Raw genomic sequence first — 20,011 nt, 5'->3', positions numbered from 1 at the left:
CCCCGCCCCGCTCACCCGAACGGGTTCGGGGTCATCGTGTACTTCACGGTTAGGTACTCGTGGATACCCTCGAAGCCGCCCTCGCGGCCGAGCCCCGACTGCTTCACCCCGCCGAACGGCGCCGCCGCGTTGGAGATCACGCCGGCGTTCAGGCCCATCATCCCTGTCTCGAGCCGCTCGATCATCCGCTGCCCGCGGGCGAGGTCGCGCGTGTACACGTACGACACCAGCCCGTACTCGGTGTCGTTGGCCAGCCGCACCGCGTCGTCCTCGTCGTCGAACGGCACGATCGACAACAGCGGCCCGAAGATCTCGGTGCGCAGGATGTCGCTGCCGGGGGCGACGTCGGAGACGACGGTCGGCTGGTAGAACGTTCCGGGGCCGTCGAGCGGGGAGCCGCCGGTGCGCAGCGAGGCGCCGCGGTTCACGGCATCCGTCACCAGCTCGTGCGCCTTGGCGACCGCCCGGTCGTCGATCAGCGGCCCGATCGTGACGCCGTCGTCGGTGCCGCGCCCGACCTTGAGGCCCTGCACCCGCTCGGTGACGCGGCGGGCGAACTCGTCGGCGACGCCGCGCTGCACGATGAATCGGTTGGCGGCGGTGCACGCCTCGCCGATGTTGCGGAACTTGGCCGCCATCGCCCCGTCGACCGCCTGGTCGAGGTCGGCGTCGTCGAACACGACGAAGGGCGCGTTGCCGCCGAGCTCCATCGAGGTGCGCAGCACGTTCTGCGCCGCCTGCGCGATGAGCACGCGGCCGACCTCCGTGGAGCCGGTGAACGACAGCTTGCGCAGCCGCCCGTCGGCGATGATCGGCTTCGACAGCGCCGACGCCGAGGTGGTCGGCACGATGTTCACCACGCCGGCCGGCACGCCCGCGTCGGCGAGCAGCTGCGCGAAGTACAGGGTGGTCAGCGGCGTCAGCTCGGCCGGCTTCACCACGACCGTGCAGCCGGCGGCGAGCGCGGGCGCGATCTTGCGGGTCGCCATCGCGAGCGGGAAGTTCCACGGCGTGATCAGGTAGCACGGCCCGACCGGGTGGTGCGAGACGATCATGCGGCCGGTGCCCTCGGGGTTGATGCCGTAGCGGCCGGAGATGCGCACCGCCTCCTCGGCGAACCAGCGCAGGAACTCGCCGCCGTAGCCCACCTCGCCGTCGGCTTCGGCAAGCGGCTTTCCCATCTCCAGCGTCATCAGCAGCGCGAACTCGTCGCGGCGCTCCTGCAGCAGCTCCCACGCCTTCCGCAGGATCTCGCTGCGCACGCGCGGTGCCGTGCGGCCCCACTCGGTCTGCGCGGCGGCCGCCGCGTCGAGGGCACGGATGCCGTCCTCCGGCGTCGCGTCGGCGACGGTGTGGATCACTCGTCCGGTCGCCGGGTCCAGCACCTCGAAGGTGCCGCCGCCCGACGCGTCGACCCACTGGCCGCCGATGAACAGCCCGGTGGGCACCTTCGCCAGCAGCTCCGCCTCACGGGCGCTGGTCGCGGTCTCGATCGTCATCTCTCACTCCTCCACGTCGGCGCTCGTGGCGAGCACGGCGCCGGCAGCCTTCAGTTCGTCGAGGGCGGCGCGGCTCGTGGCATCCGCCACGCCCGCCACCAGGTCGGTGAGCACGCGCACCCGCTCGCCGTCGTGCAGCGCGTCCAGCGCGCTGGCCCGCACGCAGTAGTCGGTCGCGATGCCGGCGACGTCGAGCTCGTCGACCCCGTGCGCCTGCAGCACCTCGCCGATCGTCTTGCCGAAGTCGTCCGCACCCTCGAACGCCGAGTAGGCGGGCTTGCCCTGCCCCTTCTTGATGTGCACGTCGATGCGATCGGATGCGAGGGCCGGGTGGTACTCGGCCCCCTCGGTTCCGCTCACGCAGTGCACCGGCCAGGTGTTCACGTAGTCGGGGTCGGCGGCGATGTGGCCGCCGTTGTCGCTGTCGGGGTCGTGCCAGTCGCGGCTCGCGATCACCAGGTCGTAGGCGCCCGGCTTGCTCTCGAGCAGCTTCGTGATCCCGGCGGCGACGGCCGCTCCCCCGTCCACGCCGAGGGATCCGCCCTCGGTGAAGTCGTTCTGAACGTCGACGATCAGCAGCGCCCGGGCCATATGCCCGAGTCTATTTCGCTAGCTGTTCGAGAGGTTGCCGCCGCAGGTGTAGATCGCGGCCGCGAGGGAGTCGATCGCGGACTTCGCGCTGTCGCCGACGTTGCCGAGGGCGTAGATGGCGAAGGTGAGCTCGGTGCCGTCCTTGGCGTCGATGATGCCGGCGAGGGTGTAGCCGCCGACGATCCACCCGGTCTTGGCGTGCACGTGCCCGGCGGCGACGGCCGAGTCGCCCTGGAACCGCCCGTACTGCGCGGCGAGCGTGCCGGTCTGCCCGGCGACCGGCAGCGAGTCGTAGATCAGCCCGAGACCGGACTCGCGGTTCAGCACCTTGATCATGAACTTGGTGAAGAACGACGGGGGCACCCGGTTGTCGGCGGACAGCCCCGAGCCGTCGACGATGGTGAGGCCGGTGGTGTCGACGCCGAGCGTCTTCAGCGCGGCCTTCTCGCCGGCGTCGATCGCGGTGAAGGTGTTGCCGGCGCCCTCCTTGATGGCGGTGAGGCGGGCGAGCATCTCCATGACGGTGTTGTCGGAGTTCTCCAGCGCCTCGTTCAGCAGGGTCGAGACGGGCTGCGAGTAGACGACGCCGAGCTGCTTCGCGCCGCTGGGGGCGGTGCCGCTCGAGACCGTCACGTTGCCGCCGAGGGCCTGCGCGAACGCCTGCCCGGCGGTGCCGACGGGGTCGGTGCCGCGGGGCGACTCCAGCTTCGTCGGGTCCTGCTTGTCGCCGTCGACCATGAGGGCGGCGATGTACGCGGTGGAGCCCTGGTTGACGCGCTCCTCCTGCTCGTCCCAGCTGGACTGCCACATGGGGCCGCCGAAGAGCGAGGCATCCGTGACGACCTCGGTGATCGGCTGGCCGGCGTTGGCCGGGTCGGCGTTCCACGCCGCCTTCACCTGGGCGGCGAGGTCGGTGAGGGTGGGGGCGCCCTGGAACCAGGAGCCGTTGCCGCGGCTGAGCGTCGGGTCGCCGCCGCCGACGAGCACGACCTGGCCGGGCTTGGCGCCCTTGACCACGGTGGTGGCGATCTTGGTCTCGCTGCCGAGCGCGGCGAGCGCGCCGGCGGCCGTGATCGTCTTCATGATGCTCGCGGTCGGCGCCGGAGTGGTGCCGTTGCGGTCGAACAGCACCTCGCCGGTCTTGGCGTCCATCACCTGGGCTTCGAGCGTGCCGAGGCGGCCGTCGGCGGCCTCGGCGGCGACGGAGCAGGTCTTGAGCGCCTCGGCCGGCGCGGCCGGGTTCGCGGTGGGCCGCGGGGTCACGGTCGGGGTCGGGGTGGCCGACGGGGTCGGCGTCGCCGAGGCGCTCGGCGTGGCCGAGGCCGAGTGGGAGGAGGGGGCGGGCGCCGTCAGCGCGGCGGGCTGCTCGGGCGCGGCTGAGGCGCCGGCCGCGAAGGCTCCTGCACCGATGACGACGAACGCGCAGGCCACCGCGGCGACGAGCCAGGTGCTCGGGTGGGTGCGGATCGAGGTGAGCACCCCGCCCCACGCGCGGGAGGCGAGGGATGCCGGCGCGGCGGCCGCCCGGGCGGGCGCCGGGCCCGCCTCCACGGCGTCGGGAACGGTCGTGAACGGCTCGGTGGGCGGCAGCTCGGCGCCGTCGCGGGGGTCATTCGGGTCGTGCACCCTGGAACTATAACCGGGGCCGCCTGGGAGGCCGGGTGGCGCGGGAGCGGGCCGGAGCGGACGGGTCGGATGCGCTCGCCAGCGGCGCCGGCGGCCGCGATTGCGCCGCACGCAGCGGGTCGAGGCGGGTCTCCTCGAGGTCGAGCAGCGCCTGCGCCTGAGCGAGCACGCGCGTCGGGTAGCTGCCCAGCCGCTGCTCTTCGATGAGCTTCTCGCGCTCGGCCTGCACGACGAGCAGCCGCAGCCGGTTGAACAGCCGGTGCGGCTGCTCGATGAGCGGGGCGTCGCGCGTCTCGGCGCGCTCCCACGCCGCCTCGGCCCGCAGGTTGGAGGCGCGGCGCACCCGTTCGAACACCTCGGGGTCGGCGCCCTCGACCTCGGCGGGCACCCGGGCGGGGTCGTCGAGCGCGTTCAGCCCGGCGTCGCTGATCGTGTCGAGCAGTTCGGCCAGCTGCCGCCGCTCCGTCTCGGTGTCGCCGCTCGTGAGCCTGAGCGCCCGGATCAGCCACGGCAGCGTGCCGCCCTGCAGCACCAGGCTCACCACGGCGACGGTGAACGCGATCAGGATCAGCTGCGGACGGTAGGAGATGTAGTCCGCGCGCGGCAGCGACTGCGCGGCGGCGAGCGTCACCACCCCGCGCATGCCCGACCAGCCGAGCGCCACCCCGCCCCTCCAGTCGATCCGGTTGTCGCGCACCTCGTCGAGGTCGGCGCGGCGGCGCGGGTAGCGCCGCTCCAGGTACGCCTTGCGCCGCGCCTGCCGCCGGCTCTCGACCGGGTGGGTGCGGTAATAGGAGATGAAGAGCCACTGGCGCAGCATCCGTCTCTCATCGTGCTCGGCGCGGCGGCGCAGGCCGTAGACGAGCGGGCCGATCCACACGAAGCGGATGACCATCAGCGCCAGCACCGCGAGCAGGCCGATGCCGACCGACTCCCACACGCCGAGCGGCTGCCCGTCGACGTCGGCGATGAGCGGGCGGATCTCGAGCCCGATGACGAGGAACACGGCGTTCTCGAGCAGGAACTGGACGGTGCTCCAGTTGATGCGCTCGCTGATGCGCGCCTGCGGGGTGAGGTGCCGCGGGCCGTAGCTGCCGGTGTACAGGCCGGCGACCACGACCGCGAGCACCCCGGAGGCGTGCAGCGCCTCGGCGGGCATGAACGCGACGAACGGCACGACGAGCGAGAGGGCCGTGTCGAGGGTCGCCTCGGTCAGCTTCGCGCGCACCCAGACCGTGGCGATGCCGGCGGCGACGCCGATCACCAGCGCGACGACGACGGCGTAGAGGAAGTCGAGCACGCCGGCCCAGGGCGAGGCGAGGGCGCCGGCCGCGGCGGCGGTCGCCGAGCGCAGCAGCACCAGGGCGGTCGCGTCGTTGACGAGGCCCTCGCCCTCGAGCAGGGTGAGCAGCCGGGGCGGCAGGCCGAGCCGGCGGCCGATCGAGGTGGCGGCGACCGCGTCGGGCGGGGCGATGATCGCACCGAGCGCGATCCCCGCCGCGAGGTTCAGGTCGGGCAGCAGCTCGAACAGCAGCAGGCCCGAGCCGAACGCCGTGACCGCGACGAGCACCACCGACAGGCTCGTGATCGGCGCCAGGTTGCGGCGGATGTCGGTCAGCGGCACGTTCAGCGCCGCCGCGTACAGCACCGGCGGCAGCACCCCTTCGAGGATCAGCTGCGGCGAGACCTGCAGGTCGGGCATTCCGGGCAGGTACGACAGGCCGACGCCGACGACGACCAGGATGATCGGGGCGGCGATGCCGAGCTTGCGCGCGAACGCCGCGACCGCGACGATCACGGCCACGCCGAGCACGACGTAGACGCCGAGTTCCATGTGAGAAGCCTATGAAGGCGAGGGCGGTCGCACGCGCCCGCGCCGCCTCACCCGGCCCGGCCCCGGCCGGCGGGCCCGGCGACGAAGTCCAGGATCCGCCCCCACTCGCTCGCGATCGCGAGCGGACCGGCGCCGCGCACGAGCTCGACCCGGGGGCGCTGCAGGCGGCGGGCGAACCAGCGCGCGTCGCGCCGCCCCATCCGCTCGTCGTGCGCGCCGTAGACGAGCAGCACCCGGGCGCGCACCGAGCGGGCCACCCGCGACCAGTCGCGCAGCCGCAGCATGCGGCGGTCGCCGGCGATGCCGGCGTCGCCCTGGCGCACCGACTCGTCCAGCATCCGTTCGAGCCGTTCGCGCAGGCCGGGCACACGCAGCGCCGGATCGTCGTCGCGCGCGCCCAGCACGGAGAGGTCGCTGATGCCCGTGCCGGCGACGATCGCCTCGTGGGCGAGCTGCGGGTCACGGTGCTGCAGCGACCACTCGCGGGCGCGGCGGGCGCGCACCCCGTAGTCGCGGTTGCGGGGCCTCGGGGTCTGCACGAGCACGACGCGACGGATGCGCCGGGGCCGGGCGGCCGCGAGCTCGAGCGCCGCGAGACCGCCGAGGCCCCAGCCGACGATCCCGTCGACGCGGCCGCCGCCGCGCTCCACCAACTCCTCGACGGCCGCAAGCTCCTCGAGCGTGCTGTCGCGGCGGATCGGCAGCGCCGGCAGCGGGTCGCTGGAGCCGTAGCCGGGCCGGTCGTAGGAGACGATGCGCGCGGCCGCCGCCTGGGTGGCGCGCGGGTCGGGGTCGAATCCGGATGCGCCTGGGGCGGGGTGGCACAGCAGCACGGTGCGCTGCGCGGCCGGATCGCCGAGCACGGAGATGCCGAGGGCGCGGCCGGAGGGCAGGCGGAGGTGGCGTGAGCTCATGGAGGGACGGGTACCCGCGAACCCCGCGGCATCACGCCCGCGGGGGCGGCCCGCCCGGACGTCTACTTGCCGTGGCCCTTCTGCTGGCCCTTCTTCTGGCCGGGGCTCGGGTCGGCCCCGCCCGAGGACCCCGAGTCCTTCTGCGCACCGTGCGGCTCGGCGGTCTGCGCCGGCGCCGGCGCCGGGGCGGCGCTCGCCGGGGCCGAGGGGGTGGGCGCGACGGACGGCCGCGTGTCGGCGGCGGGGGCGACCGACCGGGTCGGGTCGGGGTTCGCGGCGTCGGTGGGCGCGGGCGCGCTCGGCCCGTCGGTCGGCGACGTCGTCTCGCTGTGCCCCTCCACCGCCGCGAGCCCGCCGGCCGCGGCGGCCACCACGGCGGCGGCCGCGAGCGCGATGACCATGCGGCGACGCGGGCGCGCGCCGGCCCGCCGCCTCGCCTCAGCGTGCGCCGCCGAGCGATCGGATGCCCGCCCCCGCGCCTCCCCGGCGAGGCCCGGCAGCGGCATCGTGGCGGCGGTCTCCTCCGCCGCAAGGTCCGTCGCCATGCGCGCGGTCTGCGCAGGCTCGGCCTCCGCAGCTTCGGCCGCCGCGAGCGCGGCCCCCGCGCCGGCCATCGGCTCCGTCGCGGTCGCGAGCGGTTTGGTCAGCGCCGCGGTCTCGACCTCGGCGCCGAGCCGCACCCCGGCGACGGGCAGCGCCGCCGCGACCTGCGCCACCTCCGCGGCGGCGGGCCGCCGCTGCGGGTCGCGCGCCGTCATCGCCGCGAGCAGCTCCCGCCACTCGGCGGGCAGCCCCGCCGGCGGCACGGGGTCGCTGCTGAGGCGGGCGACGGCCGACTCGACCGCCGCTCCGGGGAAGACGCGCCGGCCGGTGAGGCATTCGATGAGCACGAGCCCGAGCGAGTAGACGTCGGCGGCGGGGGTCGCCTGTTGCCCGGCGACCTGCTCGGGGGCGAGGTACGCCGCGGTGCCGATGATCTGCCCGTCGGCGGTGATCCGCTCGTCGCCGACGAGCTGGGCGATGCCGAAGTCGACGAGCTTCGCGGTCACGCTGCCGTCGCCGCGGCCGGTGAGGAGGATGTTCTCGGGCTTGAGGTCGCGGTGCACGATGCCCTCGTCGTGCAGGTAGGCGAGCGCCTCCCCCAGCTCCACGGCGAGCTGGGCGGCGAGCGCCACGTCGGGCCCGCGGCCGTCGAGCCGGCGGCGCAGCGAATCGCCGCGGATCAGCTCCATGACGAGGAAGCCGGTGCCCGCGCTGCCGTCGGCCCACTCGGCGTCGAACAGGGTGACCAGGTGCGGGTGGCTCGCCTGCGCGAGCAGCCGCACCTCCCGCTCGCGGCGTTCGATGCGGTCCTGGTCGGTTCCGACGGCGTCGTCGGCGGCGAAGACCTTCACGGCGACGTCGCGCTCGAGCTTCGTGTCCCACGCGCGGTACACGGTGGCCATGCCGCCGCGCCCGAGCGCCTCCCGCAGCAGGTAGCGTCCGGCGAGTTCCGTGTCGCCGCCGGCCCTCTGACGCGGGGGCTCGTCGATTCCAGGCATCCGCTGACTCCTCTTCGCCTCGGGGTCCGGTACCCGGGTGCGGGTGCGGGTACCTGTCGCCACGTGAAGATCACACCCGAATCCGCACTGTCCGACATCTCGGAGCTGGCCGCGCAGTTGCGCGTCGACTCGATCCGCTCGAGCACGGCGGCCGGCTCGGGGCATCCCACCTCCAGCATGTCAGCCGCAGATGTGCTCGCCGTGCTGATCAGCCGGCACCTGCGATACGACTGGCAGGACCCGGGCGCCGAGGCATCCGATCACCTCATCTTCTCGAAAGGCCACGCCTCGCCGCTGCTGTACGCCGTGTTCAAGGCGGCCGGGGCCATCGACGACGACGAGCTGATCAGCACCTACCGGCGCTTCGGCGCGCGGCTGCAGGGGCACCCGACGCCGGCGCTGCCGTGGGTCGACGTCGCGACCGGATCGCTCGGGCAGGGCCTGCCCGACGCCGTCGGCGTTGCTCTCGCCGGGCGCTACCTCGACAAGCTGCCGTACCGCGTCTGGGCGCTGTGCGGCGACAGCGAGTTGGCCGAGGGGTCGATCTGGGAGGCGCTCGACAAGGCCGCCTACTACAAGCTCGGCAACCTCACCGCGATCTTCGACGTGAACCGGCTCGGCCAGCGCGGCGAGACCGACCTCGGCTGGGATGTCGAGGCCTACCGCCGCCGCGCCGAGGCGTTCGGCGCCCGCACCGCGGTCATCGACGGCCACGACCTCGCCGCGATCGACGAGGCGCTGGGGCAGGCCGGCGCCGACCCCGAGCGGCCGCTCGTGATCATCGCGAAGACCGTCAAGGGCAAGGGCTTCTCGAAGGTCGAGGACAGCCCCGACTGGCACGGCAAGCCTCTGCCCGAGGATCTCGCGAGCGAGGCGATCGCCGAGCTCGGCGGCGAGCGCGACGTGACCGTCGAGGGGCCCAAGCCGCCCGGGGGCTCGCCGCAGCGCGCGGCGGCGAGCGGCGGAGACGGCCCGACGTACGAGGTCGGCGACAAGGTGCCCACCCGCAAGGCGTACGGCGACGCGCTGCTCGCCCTCGGCCGGCGCGACCCGCTCGTGGTCGCCCTCGACGCCGAGGTGAGCAACTCGACGCACTCCGACGAGTTCGCCAAGGAGCTGCCCGAGCGCTTCTTCGAGATGTTCATCGCCGAGCAGCAGATGGTGGCCGCCGCCACCGGCATCGCCGTGCGCGGCTACACCGTGTTCGCCTCGACCTTCGCCGCGTTCCTCACCCGCGCCTACGACTTCATCCGCATGGGCGCGATCTCCGGCGCCGACCTGCGCCTCGCGGGCTCGCACGCCGGCGTCGAGATCGGCCCCGACGGGCCGTCGCAGATGGCGCTCGAAGACCTCGCCATGATGCGCGCGGTGCACGGCTCGACCGTGCTGTATCCATCGGATGCGACGAGCGCCGCCGCCCTCGTCGAGGAGATGTCGCGCACCCCCGGCATCAGCTACCTGCGCACCACGCGCGGCGGCTACCCGGTGCTCTACCCCGCGTCCGAGCGGTTCCCGCTCGGCGGCTCCAAGACGCTGCGCTCGAGCGACGCCGACCGGGTCACGGTCGTGGCCGCGGGCGTCACCCTGCACCAGGCCCTCGCCGCCGCCGACCGGCTGGCCGAGGACGGGGTCGCGGTGCGCGTGATCGACGCCTACTCGGTCAAGCCCCTCGACGAGGCCGGGGTGGTCGCCGCCGCCGAGGCGACCGGCGGCCGCGTCGTGACCGTGGAGGACCACCACCCCGAGGGTGGGCTCGGGTCCGCGGTCGCGGATGCGCTCGCGGCATCCGATCTCGACCAGCCCCTGCGCCTGCGCCGCCTCGCCGTCTCCGGCATGCCCGGCTCGGGCACCACCGACGAGCTGCTCGGCTGGGCCGGCATCGACGCGGCGGCGATCACGGCGGCGGTGCGGGAGCTGCTCGGCGCTACCGTGGGAGCATGACCTCCCAGCACCAGGCGCCCGAGACGACCGGCGAAGACCGCGAAGCGACGACGACGTTCTCCGAGCTCGGCCTGAGCGACGCCGTGCTCAAGGGCCTGAAGGACGTCGGCTACGAGACCCCGTCGGCGATCCAGGCGGCGACCATCCCGCTGCTGCTCGAGGGCCGCGACGTCGTCGGCCTCGCCCAGACCGGCACCGGTAAGACGGCCGCCTTCGCGCTGCCGATCGTCTCGCGGCTCGACGTGTCGCAGAAGACCCCTCAGGCGCTCGTGCTCTCCCCCACCCGCGAGCTCGCGCTGCAGGTGTGCGAGGCGTTCGAGAGCTACGCGGCGCACGTGCGCGGCGTGCACGTGCTGCCCGTGTACGGCGGCCAGGGCTACGGGGTGCAGCTGTCGGCGCTGCGGCGCGGCGTGCACGTCGTCGTCGGCACCCCGGGTCGCATCATGGACCACCTGGAGAAGGGCACCCTCGACCTCTCGCAGCTCAAGTACCTGGTGCTCGACGAGGCCGACGAGATGCTCAAGATGGGCTTCGCCGAAGACGTCGAGACGATCCTCGCCGAGACCCCGGCCGAGAAGCAGGTGGCGCTGTTCTCGGCGACGATGCCGGCGCAGATCCGCCGCATCTCCAAGAACTACCTGCGCGACCCGCAGGAGGTCGCGGTCAAGACCAAGACCACGACCTCGGCGAACACGACGCAGCGCTACCTGATGGTCTCCTACCCGCAGAAGGTCGATGCGCTCACCCGCATCCTCGAGGTCGAGAACTTCGACGGCATGATCGTCTTCGTCCGCACCAAGAACGAGACCGAGACGCTCGCTGAGAAGCTGCGCGCCCGCGGCTACACGGCGGCGGCGATCAGCGGCGACGTGCCGCAGGCGCAGCGCGAGCGCACCGTCGAGCAGCTCAAGTCGGCCAAGCTCGACATCCTGGTGGCGACGGATGTCGCGGCCCGCGGCCTCGACGTCGACCGGATCAGCCACGTGGTCAACTACGACCTGCCCATCGACACGGAGTCGTACGTGCACCGCATCGGCCGCACCGGCCGGGCCGGGCGCAGCGGCGCGGCGATCAGCTTCGTGACGCCCCGTGAGCGACGGATGCTCGGCGCCATCGAGAAGGCGACCCGCCAGCCCATCACGCAGATGCAGCTGCCCACGGTCGAGGACATCAACGCCACTCGCCTCACCCGCTTCGACGACGCCATCACCGCGGCGCTGGAGGACGGCGAGCGCATCTCGAAGTTCCGCGACATCATCGCCCACTACGTCGAGCACCACGACGTGCCCGAGGCCGACGTGGCTGCCGCCCTCGCTGTGGTGGCGCAGGGCGACGAGCCGCTGCTGCTCTCCCCCGACGACGTGCTGGCGCCGCCCGCCGAGCGCGGGGAGCGCCGCGGCACCGAGGGCCGCCGCGAGCGCACGGATGCCCTGGGCGCCGGTCGCCGGGATCGCGGCCGCCGCTCCGGCACCGCCCTCGCGCCCTACCGCATCGAGGTCGGCAAGCGGCAGCGGGTCGAGCCGCGTCAGATCGTCGGCGCGCTCGCCAACGAGGGCGGCCTCAGCCGCGACGACTTCGGCGCGATCAAGATCTTCCCCGACTTCTCAATCGTGGAGCTGCCGGCGGAGCTCGGCGGCGACACGCTGCGCAAACTCGAGAGCACCCGCATCGGCGGCCGGCTGATCGAGCTCAAGCCCGACCGCGGCCGCAAGCCCCGCCGCCGCGAGGCGTAGGGCCGAGGCGCATCACGGCCACGGAGCCGTAGGGCCGAGGCATCCGTCGCGCTCGCGGCACCTCGGCCCTACGGCGCACCTTTTCGGCGAAACGGTGAGCCCGTCGCTCACTTCACCGCCTACTGCACCTGCTGCACGTACACCAGCGCGAGCCGCGCGTTGTATCCGCTGGTCCCGTTGGTCCCGAACTCGACGTCCACGACCTGCGGCGCATCGAGCGTCACCGTCTGCGCGATCTGTGTGGCGGCGCCGGTCGAGGTCGCCGTCTGCTTGGTCGCCGTGCCGCCCGCAGTCACCGTGCTGTAGATCTGGGTCGTGCTGCCCGAGCGGGGCGCCTGCACGGTCACGATCTTGAAGGTGCCGGCCGGCAGCGTCAGGTGGTAGGTGACCGGCTTGTTGTAGTCGGCGCCGATGTAGGACGAGCCCCAGTCCAGCGGATCGCCTGTCACCAAGGTCGAGGCCGCCGTCGAGTACCCCCAGGTCGAGCCGGCCGTCGTCCCGTCCCACTTCTGGTCGGTCGCGTCGTTCAGCAGGTCGGGGAACGCCTGCTTCACGCCGGCGTACAGCGATCCCGCACCCGAGCTCGAGGAGCCGGAGTCGATGAAGTAGCTCAGGTCGTCCGGCGTCACGAGGACGGTCGCGCTGAACCGCTGGTACACGCCGGAGGACAGCTTGACGCTCGTCTTGCCGGTGACCGTGACCGTTCCCAGCTCGGGTGTGGCGGCGACGGCGCCGGCGGCGGTGTCCGCCCAGGTGACCGGCACGGAGGTTCCGTCGAAGGTCAGGCTGGTCGGCAGCGCTCCGCCCGACGGCACGGCGACCGCCCCCATGTCCCGCACGTCGGCGCTGTCGTCCGGCGAGACCAGCCGGCCGGCGGCGGCCTCCAACCGTGCGGCGAGGGCGTTCGCGCCTTCGGTGTCGAGCCCGTACGGCGACGGATGCTTCAACGCCCACTCCGCGTCCGAGCGGATGCTGGCGAACGGCGCCCAGCTCTCCGCGTTGTAGTCGCTCTGCTCGAGCCCGGCGGTCTTGTCGACGGCGGCCTTCAGAGCCGTCGTGTCGGCGGCGGCGGAGTCGGCGTTGGCGGTCACGACGCCGACGGCGTCGATGTCGATCTGGGCGGAGTTCGCCGTCTCGAAGGTGACCGTATGCTTGCCGTCGCGCAGTCCGCGAAGCTCGAAGGTGGTCCGCTCGCTGCCGGCGCTCTGGGTCGCCGCATCCGCTTCGACCTCGACCCCGTCGACGATGACGTTGAGTGTCGTGGCACCGGTGTTGCTGCCGATGATGTCGAGCCCGGTGCCCCGGAAGGTGTACGACATCGTCGCTCCCTGGCCGGTGGAGAAGGACGCGGTGCGCTGCCACTCGTACATCCCCTGGCCGTTCAGGTGGTTCCACTGGTCGTTGAACTGCAACACCGGCTTCGAGGTGTCGGCCCAGCTGGTCTGGTGCATCCCGTCGATGATCTGCGTGTAGTACGGGGTGTAGCCGGGCACGGTGGTCACCTTCAGGTTGTCGAACTCGGTGAAGGTGAAGCCGGAGCCGAGCTGGATGCGGCCGGTGGCCTGCGGGTCCGGGTCGGTGTACGAGGCGACCTGCGCGCCGTTGATGTAGGCGGTGTACACGTTCCCCGCGACCTGCACGGCGAGGTTGTTCCACGCGCCCGCTCCTGCGGCGAACTTGGTCGCCGGCTCGCTGCTCGCGTCGCCCTGCGCGACGACGGTGCCGTAGCGCTGCAGGGTCCAGGCGCCGGTCGGGTCGACCTGGAGCTCGGCAGCGGAGACGTCCTGCCCGTTGCCGTCGCCGCCCTGCTCGCGGGCGCCGACGCTCGCGTAGCTGCCGCTCTCGTCGTCAAACTTGACGTCGACGGAGACCCGGTAGTTGGCCCAGCGGTTGTCGCCGATCGTGGTCATCGGGTCCCCGCTGTTCCAGGCGCTGCCCACCATGCCGGTGCCGATCTGCTGGCGCAGCACGCGGCCGTGACCGGGGTCGGTGGTGGCCACGGACTCGAACGCGCCGTTCGTATCATCCGTGTAGCGCGGCGTGGCGCCGTTGTCCTCGGGTTGCACGTCGGGTGTTCCCGCGGGTTTCGCTTCCGCGCCGCGGCTATCCAGGTAGGACTCGCCGGAGTCGACGAGCTTGCCGGTGCGCGGGTCGTACGTCTTGACGTCGGGCTCGTTGGCGTAGTCGAAGTCGTCGGCGTACAGGGTGTCGTCGCCGGTCACCCCGTTGGTCCGGCCGGTCGAGTCGGTGTCGAGCACGTCGCGGTCGCCCTGGTTGGAGGTGTACTCCGTCGAGGTGGGCAGCGTGTTGCCGTATCCGTGCCGGGCTTCCAGCACGCCGTCGTCGTTCCGCACGGCGTGGTCGAGGGTCGTCGCGGTCACGGCGGAGTACGGCTTCACCGTGACGGTGTAGACGCCCTCGCCGTCGGGCTGGATCTCGTCGATCGGCTTCACGTAGTTGGCGTCGTAGGCCTCGCCGGCGTCGGCCGCACGGGTCTCCCACACCTCCATCGTCTTGTCCGAGCCCAGGTTCATGCCCGGCGCGGAGATCTTGTAGGTCTTCGTGTACTTGCTGTCGTTGATCATGACGGTCGAGAAGTCGGACCCGTCAGGGGCGGCGAGGGTCGTGTAGGACGCGCCGCCCGCGCTGGCTCCTGAAGGCGGATTCCCCGTGCCGAGCGCGCTGCCGGAGGCCTGCGGGATCGCCCGCCAGATGCCGTTGGCATCGGCGTCACCGGTGGGGTTCTCCCAGCCGAGGGTCGCGAACTGGGTGAACTGCTCGAGGACCGCCAGGCCGCCGTCGTAGTAGATCCAGCCCGACCACGGGTCGCGAGCGCTGACCAGTTCCTTCGACGAGTACTGGAACCCGTCGTAGAACGATCCGATCGCCGGCTGGAAGATGTACAGGCTGCGGCGCGAGTTGGCGAAGCCGGTGGTGATCCAGTTGGCCATCTCCAGGGGGCCGTTGGTGCCGCCCATCGAGGTGCCGGTGCCGCCCTGGCCGTCGCTGTTGGTGTTGTTCGGGCGGTCGGCGGTGCTCGAGAAGGTGGCCTGGCCCTCGGAGTTCCAGACCTCCTTGTCGAGCACGTCGGCGATCTTCTTCAGGTTTCCGTGCGCGTCGTCGGCGCTGCTGTAGTGGAATCCGACGACGTCGACGGCGTCCCGCAGGGACGAGTCGTCCGGGTCGGTCATCTGGTCGCCGAAGCTGGTCGGCGGCGTGCCGACCGTGTCGGCGGCGACTGTCTTGATGCTGTGGAAGAGCTTCTCCTCCGTGGCGGATTTGAAGCCATTGTTGGGGTCGTCGGCCGTGGCGCCCTCGTACCCCTTGGTGTCGTTGCGCAGCCACGAGGAGAACTCCTTGTAGAGGGCGACGTTCGGGCTGCCGGTCTCGTTCGTGTCGGGGTTGATCGAGCCGACCATGATCCCGTACTCGCGGTACGCGGCGAGGACGGTGTTCTTGAACCAGATGTACTCGTCGGCGTCCGTCTTCACCCAGGCCGGGGTATCCCAGCGCAGGATGCTGACCTGGATGTCGTGCTTCGCGACCTTCTGCGCGTCCGCGGCGAGCTGGAACCCCGGCTCGCGCTCCACGTTGGGGTATTCGTCGCGGGTGCGCATCGTCGCGGGGTTCGGCCCGGTGGAGGTGTTGCGGTCGTTGCCCATCTCGATCTTGACCGTGTCCATGATCGGGTGGTCGCCGCCGAAGAGCGTCTCGATGAGCTGCCAGTACTTGTCGGGATGCTCGGCCTTGTAGTCCATCAGCAGGGAGCTGGTGGAGTTGGCGCTCAGGACCCCGAAGCCCTTGAAGGTGAGACCGTTGCGGTTCTGCGCGGCCGCGGCCACGTCGGACCCGTTGACGGTGATGCTCACCGGGTCTTCGGGTGCTGCTGCGGCCGGGCTGGGCGCGGCGGTTGCGACGATTCCCGGCAGCACGGCGGCGACGAGCGCGAGGCAGACGATGCCGGCCCGAGACCGCAGTGAACGGATGCCGGAACGCCGATGAGGAAAGACGGATGGTGCCATGTCGATCTCCTGGTACGCACGCGTCATCCGGCTCGCCGAGCGCGGTGATCGTCGGTGATCACGGGCTGAGCCGGACCGCGTGCCGTTGAAACTACGCCGGGCCCAAGGGCGCAACAAGAACTCGCACGAGCTCAACCACAATCGATCACAACGCATCACGGCCACGGGAACGAGGCGCGTCACGGCCGCGAAGCAGTAGGGCTGAGGCATCCGTCGCGGAGTGCGGTGCCTCAGCCCTACGGCTCACTTTTCGGGCGAGAACGTGCGCCCCGGGCTCACTTCTCCGCCGGGTCGTAGTAGGTGAACTGCGCGAGCAACTCGTCCCGCGCATCCGAGAGCTCTCGCCGGTCGAGAGTCACCGCGGTCGCGAGTAACTTGCTCGGATCTGCGCGTGCGACTCCTCGACGCTGATCGCGTCACGATTGCCACGCATGTGCTCGCCGAGGCGCTCGGCCGCTTCAGCGTTCCAGGCAGCGTCGATGTCTGCTTGATCCACCGGCTCGTCGCTCTCATCAAGTGTGAGCAGGACTTGATATGCCAAGTCTGCGCGCTGCTCGCGCGACAGTGCGCGAGCGCTCTTCATAAGCTCTGCGACTTCCGGTGCCATGGACCGAGTGTACGGCGGACTTTGACCGGCCCGAGTGAGACAAGGACTTCAGTGGAGCCGCCTGTGGGAATCGAACCCACGACCTATTCATTACGAGTGAATCGCTCTGCCGACTGAGCTAAGGCGGCGTGGCGGCCGGGGCCGCACACGAGCCCCTAGCTTACAGGATGGAAAAGGGGTCAGACGTTCACCCGGGCGAGGGCGTGCAGCTGGTCGAAGGAGTGCTTGAGGCAATCCGCCAGCTCCCCCTTGCCGTCGTTCTCCGCCCAGCTGGCCCACGCGTGCCGCATGCCTGCGAACGCCACGAACACGACGAGCCGCGCCTGCGAGTGCAGCTCCGACCGGTCCTCCGCGAGCTCGGGGACATCGGTCACGAGCCGCCGCTCGACCATGCCGATCACCTTCTGCGTCAGCTCCTCCATGTTCTCCATGCGCTGGCGGAAGAGGTGCGGGTACTTCAGCATCAGCTTCATCCGCTCGCTCTGCAGTTCGCGGATCTCGCGCGCCTCGTCGGCGCCCTTCGAGGCGACGACGCTCGCGAGCAGCAGCCGCACGCCGTCGAGCACCGGCTGGTCCGGGCCGCCGTGCACGAACGCCTCGATCTCGGCCTCGTCGGGCCCGATCGGGTCGCTGCCGATGACGGCGGCCTCTTTGGTAGGGAAGTAGTTGAAGAAGGTGCGGGGCGAGACGTCGGCCGCTTCGGCGATCTCGTCGACCGTCACGTTCTCGAGTCCGGAGTCGAGGGCGAGGCGCAGCGCCTCCCGTTCGATGGCCCGTCGGGTGGCTGCGCGCTTGCGCTCCCGCAGCCCGGGCTCCTTGAGATCGGTCACGTTCCTATTATCGTTGCAGTGCCTGCAAATTTGCACCACCGGCCAACATTTTGACGAGAAACGACGAGAGACGGATGCCTCAGCAGTTCGGATCCTCGGCCGGAACGGTTCCGTTCACGAAGTAGTCGTCGACGGTGCCCGTCACGCACGAGTTTGACTGGCCGTAGGCGGTGTGCCCATTGCCGTGGTAGGTCACGAGGTGCGCGCTCTCGAGCTCCTTTGACACGTCGACGGCCTCCTGGTAGGGCGTCGCCGGGTCGTTCGTGGTGCCCACCACGAGGATCGGGGCGGCCCCGGGCGCCGACACCGGTCCGAGCGGATGCGTGGCTCTCACCGGCCACCCGTCGCAGGCGATGCCGCCGTAGCTCTGGTACTTCCCGATGGTCGGCGCGATCTGCTCGAGCTTCGCCGCCTCGGCCCGCATGTGGGCGAGGTCGTCGTCGAAGGTGTAGTCGACGCAGTCGATGGCGCTGAACGCCTCGATCAGGTTGCTCGAGAACTTCCCGTCGCTGCTGCGGTCGTTGTACGAGTCGGCGAGCAGGAAGGCGACCTTCGCGCTTCCGTTCGCGACGTCGCGGAACAGCACGTCGAGATTCGGCCACGCCGACTGCGAGTACAGCGGGGTGATGATCGCGGTCACGAGGGTCGTCGAGCCGAGCATCCGCCCGTCGCTGTTGCGGATCGGGTTCTGGTCGACCTGCTGCAGCAGCTGCCCGATGCGCGACAACGCGCTGTCGACCGAGCCGGAGAACGGGCAGGTCTTGTCGCTGCCGCCGAGGCACCACTCGAGGTAGGAGCGCAGGTTCGACTCGAACCCCTTGGTCTGCTCTTCGACGAGTTCGTCGTAGCTCTTGGCCGGGTCGGTGACACCGTCGAGCGCCATGCGGCCGACGTTGCCCGGGAACAGGTCGGCGTACACCGAGCCGATCACCGTGCCGTAGCTGAAGCCGAAGTAGTTGACCTTCGCGTCGCCGACGTCCGAGCGCAGCATGTCGAGGTCGTGGGCGGTGCTCCAGGTGTCGATGTGGCCGAGCAGCGCCCCCGTGTTCTTGAGGCACGCCTTGCCGAATGCGGCGGTCGAGGCGCGGGCCGCGGCCAGCCACTCGGTGCTGCCCCGCTGACCGGGCAGGATGTCGTAGAGGTACTTGGTGAACTCGGTGTCGTCGTAGCAGCTGACGGCGGTCGAGGCGCCGACCCCGCGCGGGTCGAATCCGACGACGTCGTAGTGCTCCTGGATCGTCTTGTCCATGTCGCCGACGTTGCTGCGCACGAAGTCGACCGCCGACTCCCCCGGTCCGCCGGGGTTGACGAACAGCGAGCCGAGGCGCTTCCCGGTCGCCGGCTTGCGGATCAGCGCGAGGGTGATCTGGGCGCCCGACGGCTTCTCCCAGTCCAGCGGCGCCTTCGCCTTCGCGCACTGGAAGCCGCCCGAGCAGTCGGTCCAGACCAGCGCCTGGCTGTACAGCTTGCGGGTCGCCGCCGCGTCGGCCGCCGCCTGCGCGCTCGCGCTGGCGCCCGGCGTGGTCGAGGTCGTGGGGGCGGATGCCGCGGGCAGCGGCGTCGACGTCTGCGTCGGCAGCTTCTGCTGGCCGAGGGAGCACCCCGCCAGCAGCAGCGCCGCCGCGACGGCCACCGCGCCGGCGCGCAGGAGCCGCCGGGCACGTTGCGGGCCACGGCCGTGCCGGGTGCCCGTGGCGCGGCTCACGAGCCCACGCCGATCGCGGTGACGAGCATCGCCTCGAGCGCGAGGGTGGGGTTCACGTTCGCGTCGATGCGGGTGCGGGCCTCGGCGATCGAATCCATGGCGGCCAGCGAAGCGGCGGGCGTGGTGGCGGCGGCGTGCCGCCGGAGCTCGTCGGCGCGCTCGGCGTTGACGAGGGCGGCGTCGCTGCTGAGCTGCACCATCAGCACGTCGCGGTACAGCGAGAGCAGGTCGACGAGGATGCGGTCGAGCCCGTCGCGCAGGCTGCGGGTGGCGCGCCGCTTCTGGTCCTCCTCGAGGGCGCGCAGCTGGCCGCGCAGCGCGGGGGGCACGGTGCCGCCGGGCTCGACGCCGAGCGAGCGCAGCGCCTCTTCCCGCTCCTGCGCGTCGCGCTCCTCGGTGATCGCCTTGCCGTCCTCGCTCGCGATCTGCAGCAGCCGCGCGGCGGCGAGCACCGCGGCCGAGACGGTGTTCACGCCGAGCACCAGGTCGAGCGTCTCGTCGCGGCGGGCGCGGGCGTCGGCGTTGGTCGCGAGCCGGCGGGCCATGCCGATGTGCGACTGCGCGTGCCGGGCGGCCTGCTCGGCGAGGGCCGGGTCGACGCCGTCGCGGGTGGTGAGCAGCTGGGCGACGTCGGCCACGGTGGGCACGGTGAGCCGCACCGTGCGCACGCGGGACCGGATGGTGGGCAGCAGGTCGGTGTCGCTCGGGGCGCACAGCACCCACACGGTGCGCTCGGGCGGCTCCTCGAGCGATTTGAGCAGCAGGTTGCTGGTGCGCTCGGTCATGCGGTCGGCGTCTTCGATGATCATGACGCGGTAGCGGCCGACCGACGGCGAGTACTGGGCGCTGCGCACGAGCTCGCGCACCTCGTCGATCGAGATGATCACCTTCTCGGTCGACAGCACGGTGAGGTCGGGGTGCGTGCGGGCCTTCACCTGCGCATCCGTCACGGGGTCGCCGTCGGGCCCCGCGGTGCTCAGCAACGCGCTCGCGAACGCGAACGCGAGGTTGGAGCGGCCCGAGCCCGGCGGGCCGGTGAGCAGCCAGGCGTGCGTCATGGCGTTGCCGGAACCGGCGGCGCGCTGGCCGGGCCGGTCCGCGGCCGCCGCCGCGCGCAGCACGGCGATCGCGTCGCGCTGCCCCGTCAGCTCGGCCCACACACTCATCT

Annotated in this window: 13 protein-coding genes and 1 tRNA gene; 2 read left to right on the top strand and 12 right to left on the bottom strand. The window is 71.9% G+C overall.

Annotation, left to right across the window (positions count from 1 at the left end; genetic code table 11):
* Nucleotides 1–11 precede the first annotated feature (11 nt).
* From H563_RS0104830 to H563_RS17245, 6 genes are all read right to left on the bottom strand, one after another.
* Nucleotides 12–1,499, bottom strand: coding sequence for an NAD-dependent succinate-semialdehyde dehydrogenase (locus H563_RS0104830; RefSeq protein ID WP_022881472.1), 1,488 nt, complete (start codon nt 1,497–1,499; stop codon nt 12–14).
* A gap of 3 nt (nt 1,500–1,502) precedes the next feature.
* Nucleotides 1,503–2,090, bottom strand: coding sequence for an isochorismatase family protein (locus tag H563_RS0104825; protein WP_022881471.1), 588 nt, complete (start codon nt 2,088–2,090; stop codon nt 1,503–1,505).
* Between the two features lie 18 nt (nt 2,091–2,108).
* Nucleotides 2,109–3,716 (bottom strand): D-alanyl-D-alanine carboxypeptidase/D-alanyl-D-alanine-endopeptidase, encoded by a 1,608-nt coding sequence (locus H563_RS15070; RefSeq protein ID WP_022881470.1) that lies wholly within the window; start codon nt 3,714–3,716, stop codon nt 2,109–2,111.
* A gap of 7 nt (nt 3,717–3,723) precedes the next feature.
* Nucleotides 3,724–5,550 carry a cation:proton antiporter gene (locus H563_RS15065; protein WP_022881469.1) on the bottom strand — a complete coding sequence of 609 codons (1,827 nt, stop codon included), beginning with the start codon at nt 5,548–5,550 and terminating at the stop codon, nt 3,724–3,726.
* Between the two features lie 47 nt (nt 5,551–5,597).
* The gene (locus H563_RS15060) at nt 5,598–6,464 is read right to left on the bottom strand and encodes an alpha/beta fold hydrolase (RefSeq protein WP_022881468.1); all 867 of its coding nucleotides are present in this window, start codon (nt 6,462–6,464) and stop codon (nt 5,598–5,600) included.
* 62 nt (nt 6,465–6,526) lie between these two features.
* Nucleotides 6,527–8,005 carry a serine/threonine-protein kinase gene (locus tag H563_RS17245; protein ID WP_022881467.1) on the bottom strand — a complete coding sequence of 493 codons (1,479 nt, stop codon included), beginning with the start codon at nt 8,003–8,005 and terminating at the stop codon, nt 6,527–6,529.
* 63 nt (nt 8,006–8,068) lie between these two features.
* On the opposite strand from H563_RS17245, the gene H563_RS0104800 reads away from it, so the two are divergent.
* Nucleotides 8,069–9,946 (top strand): transketolase, encoded by a 1,878-nt coding sequence (locus H563_RS0104800; protein ID WP_022881466.1) that lies wholly within the window; start codon nt 8,069–8,071, stop codon nt 9,944–9,946.
* Nucleotides 9,943–11,679 (top strand): DEAD/DEAH box helicase, encoded by a 1,737-nt coding sequence (locus H563_RS15050; RefSeq protein WP_022881465.1) that lies wholly within the window; start codon nt 9,943–9,945, stop codon nt 11,677–11,679. The genes H563_RS0104800 and H563_RS15050 overlap by 4 nt, the downstream gene beginning before the upstream one ends.
* Nucleotides 11,680–11,798: 119 nt before the next feature.
* Here the strand turns inward: H563_RS15050 and H563_RS15045 are convergent, their stop codons facing one another.
* From H563_RS15045 to H563_RS0104760, 6 genes are all read right to left on the bottom strand, one after another.
* The gene (locus tag H563_RS15045) at nt 11,799–15,728 is read right to left on the bottom strand and encodes a family 16 glycoside hydrolase (RefSeq protein ID WP_022881464.1); all 3,930 of its coding nucleotides are present in this window, start codon (nt 15,726–15,728) and stop codon (nt 11,799–11,801) included.
* A 328-nt stretch (nt 15,729–16,056) separates the two neighbouring features.
* Nucleotides 16,057–16,308, bottom strand: coding sequence for an addiction module protein (locus H563_RS0104780; protein WP_081416145.1), 252 nt, complete (start codon nt 16,306–16,308; stop codon nt 16,057–16,059).
* A gap of 52 nt (nt 16,309–16,360) precedes the next feature.
* A tRNA-Thr gene (locus H563_RS0104775) sits at nt 16,361–16,436 on the bottom strand.
* A 51-nt stretch (nt 16,437–16,487) separates the two neighbouring features.
* Nucleotides 16,488–17,138 carry a TetR family transcriptional regulator gene (locus H563_RS0104770; RefSeq protein ID WP_022881462.1) on the bottom strand — a complete coding sequence of 217 codons (651 nt, stop codon included), beginning with the start codon at nt 17,136–17,138 and terminating at the stop codon, nt 16,488–16,490.
* Nucleotides 17,139–17,217: 79 nt separating this feature from the next.
* Nucleotides 17,218–18,843, bottom strand: a complete 1,626-nt coding sequence (locus H563_RS0104765; RefSeq protein ID WP_022881461.1) for an alpha/beta hydrolase — start codon at nt 18,841–18,843, stop codon at nt 17,218–17,220.
* A complete protein-coding gene (locus tag H563_RS0104760) occupies nt 18,840–20,009 on the bottom strand; it encodes a DNA polymerase III subunit delta' (RefSeq protein WP_022881460.1) in 1,170 nt (389 codons plus the stop codon). Before H563_RS0104760 ends, H563_RS0104765 begins: the two co-directional genes overlap by 4 nt.
* Nucleotides 20,010–20,011 lie beyond the last annotated feature (2 nt).

It is taken from the genome of Gryllotalpicola ginsengisoli DSM 22003, from assembly GCF_000419445.1.
In the GTDB taxonomy this organism is placed as follows: Bacteria; Actinomycetota; Actinomycetes; order Actinomycetales; family Microbacteriaceae; genus Gryllotalpicola; species Gryllotalpicola ginsengisoli.
Note: the sequence above shows the minus strand (reverse complement) of the source record. Positions and strands in the feature narration are given on the sequence as shown.

Excerpts from the sequence above, each read along its gene's own strand:
- H563_RS0104830 (WP_022881472.1), bottom strand. The coding sequence starts at position 1,499 with ATGACGATCGAGACCGCGACCAGCGCCCGTGAGGCGGAGCTGCTGGCG.
- H563_RS0104825 (WP_022881471.1), bottom strand. The coding sequence starts at position 2,090 with ATGGCCCGGGCGCTGCTGATCGTCGACGTTCAGAACGACTTCACCGAG.
- H563_RS15065 (WP_022881469.1), bottom strand. The coding sequence starts at position 5,550 with ATGGAACTCGGCGTCTACGTCGTGCTCGGCGTGGCCGTGATCGTCGCG.
- H563_RS15060 (WP_022881468.1), bottom strand. The coding sequence starts at position 6,464 with ATGAGCTCACGCCACCTCCGCCTGCCCTCCGGCCGCGCCCTCGGCATC.
- H563_RS17245 (WP_022881467.1), bottom strand. The coding sequence starts at position 8,005 with ATGCCTGGAATCGACGAGCCCCCGCGTCAGAGGGCCGGCGGCGACACG.
- H563_RS15050 (WP_022881465.1), top strand. The coding sequence starts at position 9,943 with ATGACCTCCCAGCACCAGGCGCCCGAGACGACCGGCGAAGACCGCGAA.
- H563_RS15045 (WP_022881464.1), bottom strand. The coding sequence starts at position 15,728 with ATGACGCGTGCGTACCAGGAGATCGACATGGCACCATCCGTCTTTCCT.
- H563_RS0104780 (WP_081416145.1), bottom strand. The coding sequence starts at position 16,308 with ATGGCACCGGAAGTCGCAGAGCTTATGAAGAGCGCTCGCGCACTGTCG.
- H563_RS0104760 (WP_022881460.1), bottom strand. The coding sequence starts at position 20,009 with ATGAGTGTGTGGGCCGAGCTGACGGGGCAGCGCGACGCGATCGCCGTG.